Source organism: Pseudomonas fluorescens group sp., assembly GCF_020093335.1.
Lineage (GTDB): Bacteria > Pseudomonadota > Gammaproteobacteria > Pseudomonadales > Pseudomonadaceae > Aquipseudomonas > Aquipseudomonas petroselini.
In genome coordinates this window covers 1-12,814 of record NZ_JAIOKW010000069.1, presented here as the reverse complement: position 1 = coordinate 12,814, position 12,814 = coordinate 1, and the positions used below count along the sequence as shown (strand labels likewise).

The window sequence follows — 12,814 nt, the reverse complement described above, 5'->3', positions numbered from 1 at the left end:
CGCCCGCCCTGGCCCTTTTCCGTCCTCGCTGCATGTACCAGGCGCGTACGGACCCGTGCATCGAGGGTGGCTTGAGGCTGCACGCGCAGCGGCTTGAGGCTGGCGATTTCGTTTGCGCTCATCTGCGCCAACAGGCCTATTTCCCACGCCAGGTACTGGCGCGCGGCGTCCTTGTTGCCAGAGTGGCGATCATGGGTAAAGAACAGAAAATCGATACACTGATGATCAGGCGGTGTGTTGGCGTCCTCTTGCACGGCGAACCCCGCCGCACGCCAGGCGTCGAGACCACCCTCCAACAAGCGAGCATGTGCGCGCTGAGTGTCCGGCAACACCTGCGCTGCGAAAGCGGCGAGGCGCGGGTCATCGGCCAGCAACACCAATGGTCGCTGATCGCCAGCCACATCGCTTGCCAGCAACGAACGGATCGACCAGCGTGAACCGGCAATGTGGGCTTTGCGATAGCTCATGCTCGGACGCAGATCAATGACTACCAGCGTATCGTCCTTGAGAGCATCGCTCAGGGACTTCGCCGATATCACGGGCAACGCTTGGTATGCAGGTGCCTGATACGCGGGCAACGCCAAGCCACTGCTCACCCCCCCTGCCAGCACATAGGCCTCATGCCCCAGCTGCCGAAGCCAACTGGCAACAATCGGTGCGCGAACGCCATCGCTGTCGATCAACACCAGCCGTGCCTGTCGCACGCCGATATACAGATCGGTTGACTGAATCAACTGGCCACCCGGTGTATGTTGCGCACCAGGCAGGCTGCCGGCGGCAAATTCTTCGGCTGTACGCACATCGCATAGGAACAGGCTGCGCGTAACATCCGCGGCCCACTGCTCGACCTGCGCGGCCAGTACGGTTTTTGCCCCAGCCTGTTCGGCCAGCTTTTGCGCGGCAAGACGCTGTTGTGCCAAGGCTTTCGATGACACGTCATCGGCATAGCGACGGGTGCTGCCATGCTCCAGCTGGAAGTCTTCCAGATACCAGCCTTGCGTGCCGTTTTCCAGGGCGTAGACCGGGTTCTTCACTCCCAGATTGATCAAGGTCTGGGCGCCAATAATGCTGCGGGTTCGCCCTGCGCAATTGACCACGACAGGCGTGTGGTCGTCCGGCACCAGATCCTGCAGGCGATAGCCCAGTTCGCCGTTCGGGCAGCAGACTGAACCGGGAATGGTCATCTTGCGGTATTCATCGAACGGCCTGCCGTCCAGCACCACCAACGGCTCTCCCCGGGCCTGCCATTCGGCCAGTTGTTGCGCCGTCACATGCGGCGTGTGGCTGGTTTCTTCCACCAACTCGCCAAAGGCCTTGGACGGCACATGCACCCCGGCAAACAGTTGCAAACCAGCGGCCTGCCAGCCATCGGCACCGCCCTCGAGAACGTGTACGTGCTCGTAGCCCAACGCTTGCAGGCGCTCGGCGGAGCGTGCCGCGATATCTCCACCGTTCTGATCGTAAATCACCAAACGAACCTTTGGGTTCGGCGCCAGACGCCAGACCTCCAGCTCCAGTCGGCTATAGGGCAGGTTTACCCCGAAGAACAGATGGGCTTCGCCATACTGTCCGTGCTCGCGCACATCAAAAAGGGCAATTTCCTGCCCGTCGAACAGCCACTGCTGCAATTGCCCTGGGGTTACGGTCTGGCTCATGGAAGTCCCGCTTGATAGAAATTATTGAAGCGCCAGAGAGCGCTCGCTGGCCGCGACATCGCGGCCCTTCGCATAGGCACGCTGAACAGCCGGCCGCGCCTTGAGGCGTTCGCGCCAGGCATGGATGTGCGGGAAGTCCGTCAGGTCCTGCCCTTGTCGCTGCGGCTGAATCCACGGAAAGATCGCCATGTCGGCGATGGAGTATTCGCCCGCTACGTAAGGCACTTCAGACAGACGCGTTTCCAGCACCGTATACAGCCGCGTCGCTTCGGCATTGAGCAGGTCCAGAGCGAACAGCAACGGTTGCGGCGCCTTCTCTTTGAACAGCTGCAACTGGCTCAGGTACGGGGTGATATGCCCCACCTGCCAGAACAACCATTCCTGGACTTTCTGCCGCTCGACACTGCCCGTCGGCGGCAGAAAACGCCCCGCCTTGTCGGCCAGGTAATTGAGGATCGCTCCGGACTCGAACAGGCTCAGCGGTTCGCTCAAGCCCTCAGGCGCATGGTCGACTATCGCCGGAATTCGCCCATTGGCGCTGATCCGCTGGAACGCCGCATTTTTCTGTTCGCCCTCGCGGATATTGATCGGCAGCACGCGGTAATCCAGGCCGAGCTCTTCGACCAGGATGCCGATTTTCAAGCCATTACCTGTGGGCCAGTAGTAAAGGTCGATCATGCGTAAGCCTTGATCGACGGCGCCATTTGCGAGGCGTTGTAATTGAGGATGCGCCCATCTGCTTCCACACCGTAGCGGCCGTTGAGGGATTCCAGCGGCAGGCCGTAGAGGTGGAAATGCAGGGTCGCTTGCTCACCTTCGACACGAATGCCGTGCAGGTCTTCACCGAGAAACGAGATCGATGTGCCGGGTTGCACGACCACTTCCTTTTCCAGGTGCAACGTGGTGAAGCCAGGCTCGCGACCCTCATCGTCACGGCTGTAAACGTAGTTGATTTCCTCGCCTTCGACGGCACTGATGATCGCCCAGGTTTCATGGTTATGCGCAATCGTACTTTTGCCAGGCAACAGCGAATTCAGGTACAGCGTCGGCGTGTCGCCGTCGTCATTGAGTCGGTAGCGGAACGCCGTGCTGCCCTGCCCCGGTACGGGCGCGGGAAACGCATCGAAGTTAAACAGGTCGCGGCGCTCGGCCAGGGTTTCGAGCAGGGCGACGATTTCCACCAGCGCGGCGCGGTCGACGCCCCGTTGATTGATGACGCGGATTTTCTTCAGGAAATCCTCGATGACAGCGGTACGGTTATCGGTACTCATGAACAGGCTCCTCGGTATTAAACGGACAGGCTGTAGCGACCCAGGTTGGTCAACAGGTAGGGGTCGTCGGCGATGACGGGACGGCGCCCCGGATCCCCCAGGGCATGACGCAGGAATTCCCGCGTACGCTCGCTGGACGGGTGCTGGAAAATTTGTTTGGCGCTGCCGTGTTCGACGATCACGCCGTTTTCGGTGAAATAGACGATGTCGCTGATTTCTTCGGCGAAACGCATCTCGTGGGTGACCAGCACACAGGTCATGCCTTCTTCAGTCAATTCGCGAATCACCGTCAGCACCTCGCCGACGGTTTCCGGGTCAAGGGCCGAGGTCACTTCATCGAACAGGATCAACTCCGGGCGCATCGCCAGCGCCCGCGCAATCGCCACGCGCTGTTGCTGGCCACCGGACAGTTGGCCCGGATAAGCATCGGCCTTGTGTTCCATGCGCACTTTGGCCAGCAGCGCACGTGCCTCTTTTTCCGCCTCCTGGCGGCTGCGCCCCAACACCTTGCGCGGCGCAATCACCAGGTTTTCGAGCACCGACAGATGCGGGAACAGGTTGTACTGCTGAAAGACAAATCCCACTCGCTTGCGCAATTCAATGCGTTGGGCTTCCTGGGCCAGGGTGTGAACCTCGGTGGTACCGACACGGATAGTGCCGTGCTGGGGCCGCAACAGCCCGGTAATGCAGCGCAGAATCGTCGACTTACCAGAGCCGGACGGACCGATGATCGACACCGCCTGACCACGGCGCACATCGAGATCGATGCCTTTGAGCACCGGGTTGCTGCCGAACGACAGGTGCAGGTCGCGCAGGCTGACCAGAGGCTCGGCGACGGTTTCAGTAGAAGGCATAACGTCGCTCCAGGCGTTGGGTGAGACGGGAAATCGGGTAGCAATAAGCGAAGAACAGCACCAGCAGACTGAGATAAATCACCACGGTGAAGCCGGTCATGTTCACGGTGTTGCTGGCGATCTGTGCGGTGTCGATCACGTCATGCACCCCCACCAGCGAGGCCAGCGCAGTGCCCATGGTGATCACCGCATACAGGTTCATCCACGGCGGCAACATCCGTTTAAAGCACTGCGGCAGGATGATCGAGCGGAAAATCTGGCCACGGGTAAAGGCCAGCGAACGGGCCGCTTCCCATTGCGTGCTCGGGATCGAGGCGATGGCGCCGCGGAAGATTTCCGCGACATTGGCACTGGCCGGCAACGCCAGGCCAATCGTCACCTTGACCCAGTCCGGGAACGAGATGTAGGCGCTGCCGACGTGGATCTCGAACGGGAACACATAGGTGGTGAAATAGATCAATACCAGCCACGGCGCGTTGCGAAAAATCTGCACCCAGATCCGTGCCGGCAAACGCAGCACACGCAAGGGTGACAACGCCAAAGCACCCACCAGCAACCCCAGTACCGATCCCAGGGCGATGGCGACAAGACTGATCAGAATGTTCTGGCCAAAGCCCGCGGCCAGGGCCGGAGACCATTGCATTAGCGCCTTCAACACCGGGCTGTGCGGGGTGAACCACAGCAGCCAGAGCACGGCGCCGATCAGCAACACCTTGCCGACATGCCGACGCGGCCAGGCCTGCGGCGCGGTGACGGACGATTCAATGGCCATAGCCGGGCATCCTCAGGCGCGCTTCGAGGTAGCGCCCCACACAGTTGACGATAAAACTCAGCAGACCGAAAAAGCTCAGGATCAGGATCATCAACTCCAGCACGTTATCGCTCTGGGTCCAGATCATGATCGACGCATAGGTGATGTCGCCGACGGCAATCGCCGAGGCGACGGCAGTCATCTTCACCAGGTCGATCAGGTTGTTGATCAGCGATGGCAATGCAAAGCGCAGAGCCAGGGGTAATTGCACGTTCCACAACAACTGACGGCGGCTGAACGCCAGCGAACTGGCCGCTTCGAGTGTCACCGCCGGCACGGCTTCGATACCGGCGCGCAAGGCCTCGGCGTGGAAGGCGCCCTTGTGCAGCGAGATGACGATCACCACCCAGGCGAATGGCGTCAGCGGATTCGCGGCACCGACGGCCTGGGTCAGCAACATGTTCAACACCAGGAAGGCGCAATACAGCTGCACCAATGTCGGCGTGTTGCGCGTGACTTCGACGAAAACCCGTGCAGGTTTCGCCAGCCACGGGCTTGCGCTGGTCAGCATCGCCGCCAGTCCGACACCGGCGAGCAAACTGCCGACAATGGTGAACAGGCACAACAACACCGTGGTCAGCGCTCCCTGCTCCAGGCTGCCGCGCTGGTAGGCATCCAACAGAAAGCTGTAGTTCAGGCCAAATCCCGCGGTCCAGTTGACGAAAAGTTCCAGCCAATGACTCATGCTGCGCCCCGCAAATTCGCACAGGCCCGGGCGATTCGGCGTCCCGCTTCAACGACGCTGTCGGTCGCGGTGGCAATGGACAGGCGAAACCACGGCGACAAGCCATAGGCACTGCCCGCCACGCCAGCCACACCCTGCTCCAGCAAATACGCCACCACATCGGCGTCGCTATCGAGTCGTGCGCCGTCCGGACGATAGTGCCCCAGCAAACCGGCGCAGCGGATGAACACGAAGAAACCGCCCTGGGGCTCAAGCACTTCGAGGCCATCGACATCGCGCAAAGTCCTCACCAGCAAATCCCGCCTCAGTTGATAAGCCGCGACCTGCTCCGGCAAGAAATCCAGCCCGCCTTCAAAGGCTGCCAACGCGGCGGCCTGCCCGACCGAGGAGGCTCCAGAAGTGGATTGCGACTGCACGACGGCCATCGCGTTCGTGAGCACCTGCGGCCCGGCGCCGAAACCGATGCGCCAGCCGGTCATGGCGTACGTCTTGGAGACACCGCCAACCAGCAGGCAACGCGCATGCAGATCCGGCGCGACATTCAGCAGACTCTGCGCCGGCTGACCGTCAAAACGGATGTGTTCGTAGAGCTCGTCCAACAGCACCAGCACCTGAGGATGACGGCGCAGCACCTCGGCGAGGGCCTGCAACTCGGCCGCGCTGTACACCGCACCGCTGGGGTTGCCGGGACCGTTGAGGATCAGCCAGCGCGTGCGCTCACCGATGTGTTGTTCAAGCTGCGTGGCTGTGAGCTTGCAGCCCTGCTCAAGTCCGCACGCGATGAACACCGGTTCACCGCCATTGAAACGCACGCTGTCCGGAAACGACGGCCAGTACGGTGTCGGCACCAGCACTTCATCGCCGTCATCGAGGGTCGCGGCGAAGGCATTGAAGATGATCTGCTTGGCGCCGTTGGCAATCACGATGGAGGCCAGCGAATAATCCAGACGGTTCTCGCGCTGGAGCTTGCGCTGCACAGCCAGGCGCAAGGCTTTCACACCGGGCGTTGGCGTGTATTTCGTAGCACCGCCAGCGATGGCGGCACAGGCGGCTCGCTTGATGTGTTCGGGGGTATCGAAATCCGGCTCGCCGGTAGTCAGGTCGAGAATGTCGTGGCCGGCGTCCCGCAGCTCTGTGGCGCGGGATTTGGCCGCCGCGTTGGCCGACAGAGAGACGCGTTGCACGCGCTTGGAAAGACTGAGTGTCATGGCTGGATCACCTCCACGACTTTGCCCGGATTGAGCAGGTTTTTCGGGTCCAGTGCATGCTTGATGCGTCGCATCAGATCCAGCTCCACCGAGCTTTTAAAGCGTTCCAGCATGCCCACTTTGCGCTGGCCGATACCGTGTTCGGCACTGATGGAACCGCCGTGGGCATGGGCACTGTCATGCACCAGCAGACTGAGTGCCGCGTAATTGGCCATGTGCGCATCCACCGTCGAATCCAGTGGATGCGCGACGTTGTAGTGCAGGTTGCCATCGCCCAGGTGGCCGAACGTGTAGTGACGGACACCGGGAAAATGCACCTGCAACAGCGCATCCGTGGCGGCGACGAACTCCACGACTCGGGAAATCGGCACCGAAATGTCATGCTTCATGTTGCGACCAGAACGTTTCTGCGCCTCGCTCATGTTTTCTCGCAAAAGCCACAGTGCGTCGCTTTGTGGGAGGCTTTCAGCGATCAGCGCATTGACCAGAAAATCCTGTTCGAACGCTTCGCCGAGCACTGTTTCAATGGCCTGGCGGGCGTGACTTTCGCTGTGGTTATCCGACAGTTCCAAAAGCGCGAACCAGGGTTGGCTGACACCCGCGAACGGTTGTGGCCCCTCCGGAAACTGTTCGCGCAACAGCGCCAGGCAATCGGCGCTGAGCAATTCGAAGGCGGTGAGTCCGGCGCCAAATCCGGCGCGGGCATGGGACAGGCATCGCACCGCCTGCGCCAGCGAGTCGAAGGCCAGCAGCGCCGTGACTTGAGCCTTGGGCAACGGAAACAGTTTCAGGGTCGCCGCGGTGATGATGCCGAGGGTGCCTTCGCTGCCGATGTACAGGTCGCGCAGGTCGTAGCCGGAATTGTCCTTGCGTAAACCGCGCAGGCCGTTCCAGATTTCACCCTCGGCAGTGACCACCTCCAGCCCCAGCGTCAGTTCGCGAGCATTGCCGTAGCGCAGCACGGCGGTGCCGCCGGCATTGGTGCCGAGATTGCCACCAATCGTGCAGCTGCCTTCGGCGCCCAGGCTCAGGGGAAACAGGCGACCGGCGCTGCGTGCAACGTCCTGAACGGTCTGCAGGATGCAGCCCGCTTCAACCGTCAGGGTGTCGTTGTCGGTGTCCACGGCCCGCACCCGGTTCAAGCGATCGAGCAACAACAAGACGGCTCGGCCACTGGCATCCGGCGTTGCGCCGCCCATCAACCCGGTATTGCCGCCCTGCACTACCACGGGGGTGTCAACGGCCACGCAGGCACGGACCACCGCCGCGACCTCCTCGGTGTTGGCCGGGTGTACGGCGGCAATGACCTGGCCGATGTAGCGACCCTGTTTATCGGTCAGGTACGGCGCGGCCTCTTCGCCGCTCTGTACATGACTGGCGCCGAGCAACTGCTGCAAGACCGTGAACAACTGCTGACTCATTTGAGCACCGCCAGCGGCGAGGCGTTGCGATATTGCTCGTGCAAGTGACGCAAAGCCTGGGACGGCGCCATGCCCGTACGCTCGCCAAGTTCGATCAGCCAGCCACTGCGGTGCCAGTCGCGCACGATCGCATCGAGTTTCGCCTGAGTATCGTGCTCGCCTTTGCGCAACCAGATCACCGAGTTGGACGGGATCAGATCACCTGGCAACGGGATCTCATAACCAGCCCACTCGGCATCGCTCAACAAGGCGTGCATGGTCGGGCTTACATGCACCGCTGCCACGCAGCCATTGCCGCGCAGCGACAACAACGATTCGGACTGGCTGCGGAACGCCTTGATCTGCGCACCGTAGGTTTCCTGCAACGGCTTGATGAAGTTGCTACCCTGGGACACACACACCGGCTTGCCCTTGAGGTCGGCCCACTGGGTGATACCTGAGCCTTTGCGAATCAATGCTGCGCCGCCGACCTCTTCATAAGGCGTGGGCACATAATCGAGAATCTCGCCGCGCTCTTCGGTGAATTGCATGTTGGCGATCAGGATGTCGACCTTGCCCTGCTGCAGGAACTGTACGCGGTTGGGCGCCAGCACCGAGACAGTGTTGGCCTCGACGCCCAGCGCCTTGGCCACGCCCTTGGCCAGTTCGACGTTGTAACCCTGGTGTTCGCCGGTCTTCGGATCGATGGTGCCGAACGGCGGACCACTGAGCATCACCCCGATGTTGATGACGTGGCGTTGCTCGATCTTGTCCAGCGTGGCATCGGCCCGAGCCAGGCTCGCACCTGACGCGAGTGCCCCTGCCAGGCACAACGATGCCAGGGCTTTGGTGGAAAAAAGACAATTCATGCGCGACTACCTTGAACGGCCGTCGCGCGATGCGGCGGCGTGTTGAATACGATGAGGTGAATCAGGCGCCGTTGGCCTGGAACTTCTTTTGCAGTTCGACCAGCGCCGGTGACGCCGGCGTGATGTGGTTGCGGGTCTGGGCTTCGATCAACCAGCCGCTGCGGTGCAGCTCCTTGACGATCGGGTCGAGCTTGGCCTGGGTGTCGCTTTCCCCGCGACGGGTCCAGATAACCGACGGCGCCGGGTTCAGTTCCGGGGTGATGGTGCGATAGCCTTGCCATTCGGCGCTGTCGGCGATCAACGGGTTGACCAGCGTGGCGTCGTGCACCGCCGCGACGCAGTTGTTGCCGCGTAACGCCAGCAAGGATTCGGACGAGCTCTTAAACGCTTTCAACTCAACGCCCAGCTCCGTGAGCGGCTTGACATAGCTGCTGCCTTGCGAAGTGCAAACCGGTTGCCCTTTCAGGTCTTCCCAGCGAGTGATCTTGCTGTCCTTGAGCACTGCGGCGGTACCGCCTACCCGGTAAAACGGCGTCGGCACAAATCCGAGGATTTCGCCGCGTTCCGGGGTCCATTCCATGTTGGCGATCAGCAGGTCGACTTTGCCCTGCTGCAGGAACTGCACGCGGTTGGCAGGCAATACGGGAACCAGCTGCACCTCGGCCCCTAGCTGCCGGCCCAGCTCCTGGGCCAGCTCGACGTTCAACCCCCTGGGTTTCTGGGTCGCTGGATCGATCCCGCCAAAGGGACCGCCCGAGAGCAGCACACCGACCACCAGTACGTGACGCTGCTCGATCTTGTCCAGCGTCGCATCCGCCTGGGCAGCGGTGGTGCTGGCCGCCAGCAAGATCAAGGCACCCAGCATGGCAGGCAATAAACGTTTTACAGGTGTGCGCTCGAACAGCATGGTTTTTCCCCCTAATGAATGATCGGCGTCCCCCGACCTGTTGTGGTGGGATCCTAGGTAAAGCGTGCTTCTAACGGAAATTCAAATATCTAATATCGTTATAACCTGATGAGCCCGCGCAAATGACAAAAGCCTGGATAACCCCGTATATATTGAATGACACCAATAAATCGATAAAACATCACCAAAAAACACATAACGTTTATTTATGTTTATGTTTAAAGTCGTGATGTAAAAAACAGCCCTGGAAACAGCCATGTCGACCCTGCCCACGCTAGACCTCGAATTACTGCGCACCTTCATTGCCGTGGTGGACCACCACAGCTTTGCCGAAGCCGGCACGCATCTGAACCGCACGCAATCTTCGGTGACCCAACACATGCAACGCCTGGAGCAACAGGTCGGGGTGAATCTGTTCGAGAAGCACGGGCGGCAGAAGCGACTCACTGAAGCCGGGTTGCAGTTGCTGCGCCACGCCCGGCATATGCTCTCGATGAATGACGAGGCCCTGAGCTCCCTGCGTGAAAACAGCCTGAGCGGCGTGCTGCGCATCGGTTCGCCCCACGACATCGCCGACACGATCCTGCCGCCAATCCTCAGCCACATCGCCCGGTCGGCGCCGCGCTTGCGGCTTGAAATCGATGTCGGTCGCAGTCCGTTCCTGATGGAGGACCTGCACCGCGGCAAAGTCGACATGGTGATTTCCACCCGGGAGGACCCGAACCTCGAAGGCTTCGCCTTGCGTACTTCGCCTGTGTGGTGGATTTGCTCGGCGCAATACCTGCACAACCCCAGCGAACCCTTGCCGCTGATTCTGGTGGATGAACCGAGTATTTATCGTCGCTACGCCCTGGAAGCCCTGGAACGCGCAAACATTCCCTGGCGCCAGGCCTACCTGGCCTCGAATCTGATTGGCATCAAGGCTGCGACGCGTGCGGGGTTGGGTGTCACGGCCCGTAGCATGGAAATGCTCGGGCCGGACATGCGCGTACTGGGTGAAACGGACGGATTGCCACGGCTGCCGGACGTGACCTATCACTTGTGGATTCGACCCAACACCGTAAATCCGCTGGTGCGCCGAGCCTATCAATTAATCAGGAGCAGTCAGGGTCTCTGACCAGACCCACGAGCGAAGCCAGGCGCGCTGATCAGCAACAACCTGGCATGGCGATTATTCAGATGGAGCAGCTGCTGGCACCATGCTTTTCCAGGTAACGTTGCTGGTCTTCATCTGCCAGTTGAAACTCACCCAACGGCACGATGACGGTGGCCACCGGTTTACCTAATTGCCCCGAAGCATCCAGGCGTTGTTTGGCGACCAGTGCCAGCTGGGCTTGCTGGGCGGTGCCAAAAAACAGTGCAGATCGGTATTTGACCCCGACATCCGCGCCTTGACGGTCGAATGAGGTCGGATCATGCAGCGTCCAGAAGTGCTCTATCAGGCGACTGTAGGAAATGACTTTGGAATCAAAGTCCACTTGCACCACCTCGATCAACTCAGACTCGCCCCTGACCGATCGCGCAAAACCAACCCGACTGTCGAGCACGCCCGGCAACGATCTGAATGCCGCTTCAGCCCTCCAAAAACAGCCGGCACCGAACGTCGCCTGCTCAACAATCACGTCTTGGCGAAAATCAGTCATGCGCTGACAACCACTTCGTTTGGCAGCAGATGCGCATGCAACTGCGCAATATGTTCAGGCCCGATACCGCAGCATCCACCGACAATACTGGCACCCGCCGCTACCCAGGTTCTGGACCAGTGCAGGTAGGATTCAGGGCCCAGATCGCGGCGAATCTCCAGCAGCGTGCTGTTGGCCTTTGCCTCTGTGCTGACAGGCGGAAACGCGTTTGCGTAAACCCCCAGCTCGATGCTTTGATCGAGGCGCAGAAGGACATCCCCGGCCACCGCCAGCGCCGCTGCCATGACTTCCGGCTGGCTGCAATTGAACAGCACCGCCCTCGCCCCCAATTCGACCGCTACGTGTACCGCCTGGGCGACTGACTCCGAGGAACGCAATCGCGGTGGCTCGCCGGCTTCATCAAGCAGCGTGAACGACAGCCAAAGCGGTTTCGATTCTGCGCCAAGCGCCTCGACGACTGCCCGGACTTCAGCGATGGAACTCTGGGTTTCCGCCAGCCACACATCAACGTGCGCCTGCAATCCGGCGATGAGCTCGCGATGGATCACGACCGAACGTTGATGATCAAACAAGTCAGGTCGATAAGACCCTAGCGCCGGCGGCAACGATCCGGCCACCATGACCGGTTCGGTGCTGCCGGCCGCCGCCTGACGAGCCAGGCGTCCGGCCCGCTCGGCCAGCGCACGGCCCTGCTCGGCAAAGCGCTCATCACCGATGTGAAACGGCACCACCGCGTAGCTGTTAGTGGTGATGATTCGCGCACCGGCCTCAATAAATGCCTGATGAGCCTGCAGCACATAGTCAGGCGCCTCGATCAACGCGAGGGCCGACCATTCCGGCTGGCGAAACGGTGCCCCGATACGCTGCAATTCGCGGCCCATGCCACCATCGAGCAAACGCAAGGACGCCTGGCTCATTGGATCGCGCTCACTTTCGGCGCCGAGGCGGCGAGCCATTGATCAACCGTGGCACTGTTCACCTGTACCCACGCCTTGGCCACGACGTCCGCTGGCTGTTTTTCCTTTTCGATCTTCAGGATCAGCTCATTGAGTTGCGCAGGTTCGATCGCGACATTACGCAGGAACTCGGCAATTTTCGGTGCGCGTTTCTGCAAGGCAGCGGACGCCAGGATATGTACCTTGGCATCCGGGAAGGCGCAGGTGATCTGACTCTTGTTCAGCCAGTCCGGGTCGACGGTCGGACTGATGAATTTCCAGCAACCATCAGCCTTGTAAAGCGGGTCATCTTTTTTGTTGTCCTGGGCGTAACCGTCGAATGCCGGCTCTTCCAGGCGACGCAGGTCAAAGGCCGAAAAGATCCAGTCCGGGGTGTAGGCATAGAACACCACGCCACGTTGCGCCTTGTAAGCCGAGGCGAGTTTGGCGTAGGTCACCGAGGCTTCGGTGGACACCGACTCGAATTTATCGGCAAACCCGTAATCCTTGGCCTTGATCTGGCCGATGTAAGTCGACTCCCAGCCCGCCGGCCCCACCAGCAACTCAGCCTTACCG

The 12,814-nt window shown here is 60.8% G+C and carries 14 protein-coding genes; 1 reads left to right on the top strand and 13 read right to left on the bottom strand.

Translation table 11 applies throughout. The features are described from left to right. The 10 genes from K7431_RS30395 to K7431_RS30350 form a co-directional block, all read right to left on the bottom strand. A partial coding sequence (locus K7431_RS30395; protein ID WP_255613125.1) for a rhodanese-like domain-containing protein occupies positions 1–1,655 on the bottom strand: 1,655 nt, incomplete at its 3' end. A 21-nt stretch (positions 1,656–1,676) separates the two neighbouring features. Beyond that, positions 1,677–2,333, bottom strand: a complete 657-nt coding sequence (locus tag K7431_RS30390) for a glutathione binding-like protein (RefSeq protein WP_012723471.1) — start codon at positions 2,331–2,333, stop codon at positions 1,677–1,679. After that, a complete protein-coding gene (locus K7431_RS30385) occupies positions 2,330–2,926 on the bottom strand; it encodes a cysteine dioxygenase (RefSeq protein ID WP_012723470.1) in 597 nt (198 codons plus the stop codon). The genes K7431_RS30390 and K7431_RS30385 overlap by 4 nt, the downstream gene beginning before the upstream one ends. 17 nt (positions 2,927–2,943) lie before the next feature. Further along, positions 2,944–3,780, bottom strand: a complete 837-nt coding sequence (locus K7431_RS30380) for an amino acid ABC transporter ATP-binding protein (RefSeq protein WP_012723469.1) — start codon at positions 3,778–3,780, stop codon at positions 2,944–2,946. Further along, positions 3,767–4,552 carry an amino acid ABC transporter permease gene (locus tag K7431_RS30375; RefSeq protein ID WP_012723468.1) on the bottom strand — a complete coding sequence of 262 codons (786 nt, stop codon included), beginning with the start codon at positions 4,550–4,552 and terminating at the stop codon, positions 3,767–3,769. The genes K7431_RS30380 and K7431_RS30375 overlap by 14 nt, the downstream gene beginning before the upstream one ends. Then, positions 4,542–5,276, bottom strand: a complete 735-nt coding sequence (locus tag K7431_RS30370; protein ID WP_012723467.1) for an amino acid ABC transporter permease — start codon at positions 5,274–5,276, stop codon at positions 4,542–4,544. The genes K7431_RS30375 and K7431_RS30370 overlap by 11 nt, the downstream gene beginning before the upstream one ends. Next, positions 5,273–6,484, bottom strand: a complete 1,212-nt coding sequence (locus tag K7431_RS30365) for an aminotransferase class I/II-fold pyridoxal phosphate-dependent enzyme (protein WP_012723466.1) — start codon at positions 6,482–6,484, stop codon at positions 5,273–5,275. The genes K7431_RS30370 and K7431_RS30365 overlap by 4 nt, the downstream gene beginning before the upstream one ends. After that, positions 6,481–7,905 carry an FAD-binding oxidoreductase gene (locus K7431_RS30360; RefSeq protein WP_012723465.1) on the bottom strand — a complete coding sequence of 475 codons (1,425 nt, stop codon included), beginning with the start codon at positions 7,903–7,905 and terminating at the stop codon, positions 6,481–6,483. The genes K7431_RS30365 and K7431_RS30360 overlap by 4 nt, the downstream gene beginning before the upstream one ends. Beyond that, positions 7,902–8,753: a transporter substrate-binding domain-containing protein gene (locus K7431_RS30355; RefSeq protein ID WP_012723464.1), complete on the bottom strand. Its 852-nt coding sequence runs from the start codon at positions 8,751–8,753 to the stop codon at positions 7,902–7,904. Before K7431_RS30355 ends, K7431_RS30360 begins: the two co-directional genes overlap by 4 nt. Before the next feature lie 61 nt (positions 8,754–8,814). Continuing rightward, positions 8,815–9,660 (bottom strand): transporter substrate-binding domain-containing protein, encoded by an 846-nt coding sequence (locus tag K7431_RS30350; RefSeq protein WP_012723463.1) that lies wholly within the window; start codon positions 9,658–9,660, stop codon positions 8,815–8,817. Positions 9,661–9,916: 256 nt separating this feature from the next. Between K7431_RS30350 and K7431_RS30345 the strand changes: the two genes are divergently transcribed. Beyond that, a complete protein-coding gene (locus K7431_RS30345) occupies positions 9,917–10,777 on the top strand; it encodes a LysR substrate-binding domain-containing protein (RefSeq protein ID WP_012723462.1) in 861 nt (286 codons plus the stop codon). A gap of 58 nt (positions 10,778–10,835) precedes the next feature. Here the strand turns inward: K7431_RS30345 and msrA are convergent, their stop codons facing one another. The 3 genes from msrA to K7431_RS30330 form a co-directional block, all read right to left on the bottom strand. Beyond that, positions 10,836–11,303: a peptide-methionine (S)-S-oxide reductase MsrA gene (msrA, locus tag K7431_RS30340; RefSeq protein WP_012723461.1), complete on the bottom strand. Its 468-nt coding sequence runs from the start codon at positions 11,301–11,303 to the stop codon at positions 10,836–10,838. After that, a complete protein-coding gene (locus tag K7431_RS30335; RefSeq protein ID WP_012723460.1) occupies positions 11,300–12,220 on the bottom strand; it encodes a homocysteine S-methyltransferase family protein in 921 nt (306 codons plus the stop codon). The genes msrA and K7431_RS30335 overlap by 4 nt, the downstream gene beginning before the upstream one ends. Then, a partial coding sequence (locus tag K7431_RS30330) for a glycine betaine ABC transporter substrate-binding protein (RefSeq protein WP_304650999.1) occupies positions 12,217–12,814 on the bottom strand: 598 nt, incomplete at its 5' end. The genes K7431_RS30335 and K7431_RS30330, both read right to left, overlap by 4 nt.

What these genes read in the sequence shown, in the direction of transcription:
- K7431_RS30390 (WP_012723471.1), bottom strand. Translation starts at nt 2,333, where the DNA reads ATGATCGACCTTTACTACTGGCCCACAGGTAATGGCTTGAAAATCGGC.
- K7431_RS30385 (WP_012723470.1), bottom strand. Translation starts at nt 2,926, where the DNA reads ATGAGTACCGATAACCGTACCGCTGTCATCGAGGATTTCCTGAAGAAA.
- K7431_RS30380 (WP_012723469.1), bottom strand. Translation starts at nt 3,780, where the DNA reads ATGCCTTCTACTGAAACCGTCGCCGAGCCTCTGGTCAGCCTGCGCGAC.
- K7431_RS30375 (WP_012723468.1), bottom strand. Translation starts at nt 4,552, where the DNA reads ATGGCCATTGAATCGTCCGTCACCGCGCCGCAGGCCTGGCCGCGTCGG.
- K7431_RS30370 (WP_012723467.1), bottom strand. Translation starts at nt 5,276, where the DNA reads ATGAGTCATTGGCTGGAACTTTTCGTCAACTGGACCGCGGGATTTGGC.
- K7431_RS30365 (WP_012723466.1), bottom strand. Translation starts at nt 6,484, where the DNA reads ATGACACTCAGTCTTTCCAAGCGCGTGCAACGCGTCTCTCTGTCGGCC.
- K7431_RS30360 (WP_012723465.1), bottom strand. Translation starts at nt 7,905, where the DNA reads ATGAGTCAGCAGTTGTTCACGGTCTTGCAGCAGTTGCTCGGCGCCAGT.
- K7431_RS30355 (WP_012723464.1), bottom strand. Translation starts at nt 8,753, where the DNA reads ATGAATTGTCTTTTTTCCACCAAAGCCCTGGCATCGTTGTGCCTGGCA.
- K7431_RS30350 (WP_012723463.1), bottom strand. Translation starts at nt 9,660, where the DNA reads ATGCTGTTCGAGCGCACACCTGTAAAACGTTTATTGCCTGCCATGCTG.
- K7431_RS30345 (WP_012723462.1), top strand. Translation starts at nt 9,917, where the DNA reads ATGTCGACCCTGCCCACGCTAGACCTCGAATTACTGCGCACCTTCATT.
- msrA (WP_012723461.1), bottom strand. Translation starts at nt 11,303, where the DNA reads ATGACTGATTTTCGCCAAGACGTGATTGTTGAGCAGGCGACGTTCGGT.
- K7431_RS30335 (WP_012723460.1), bottom strand. Translation starts at nt 12,220, where the DNA reads ATGAGCCAGGCGTCCTTGCGTTTGCTCGATGGTGGCATGGGCCGCGAA.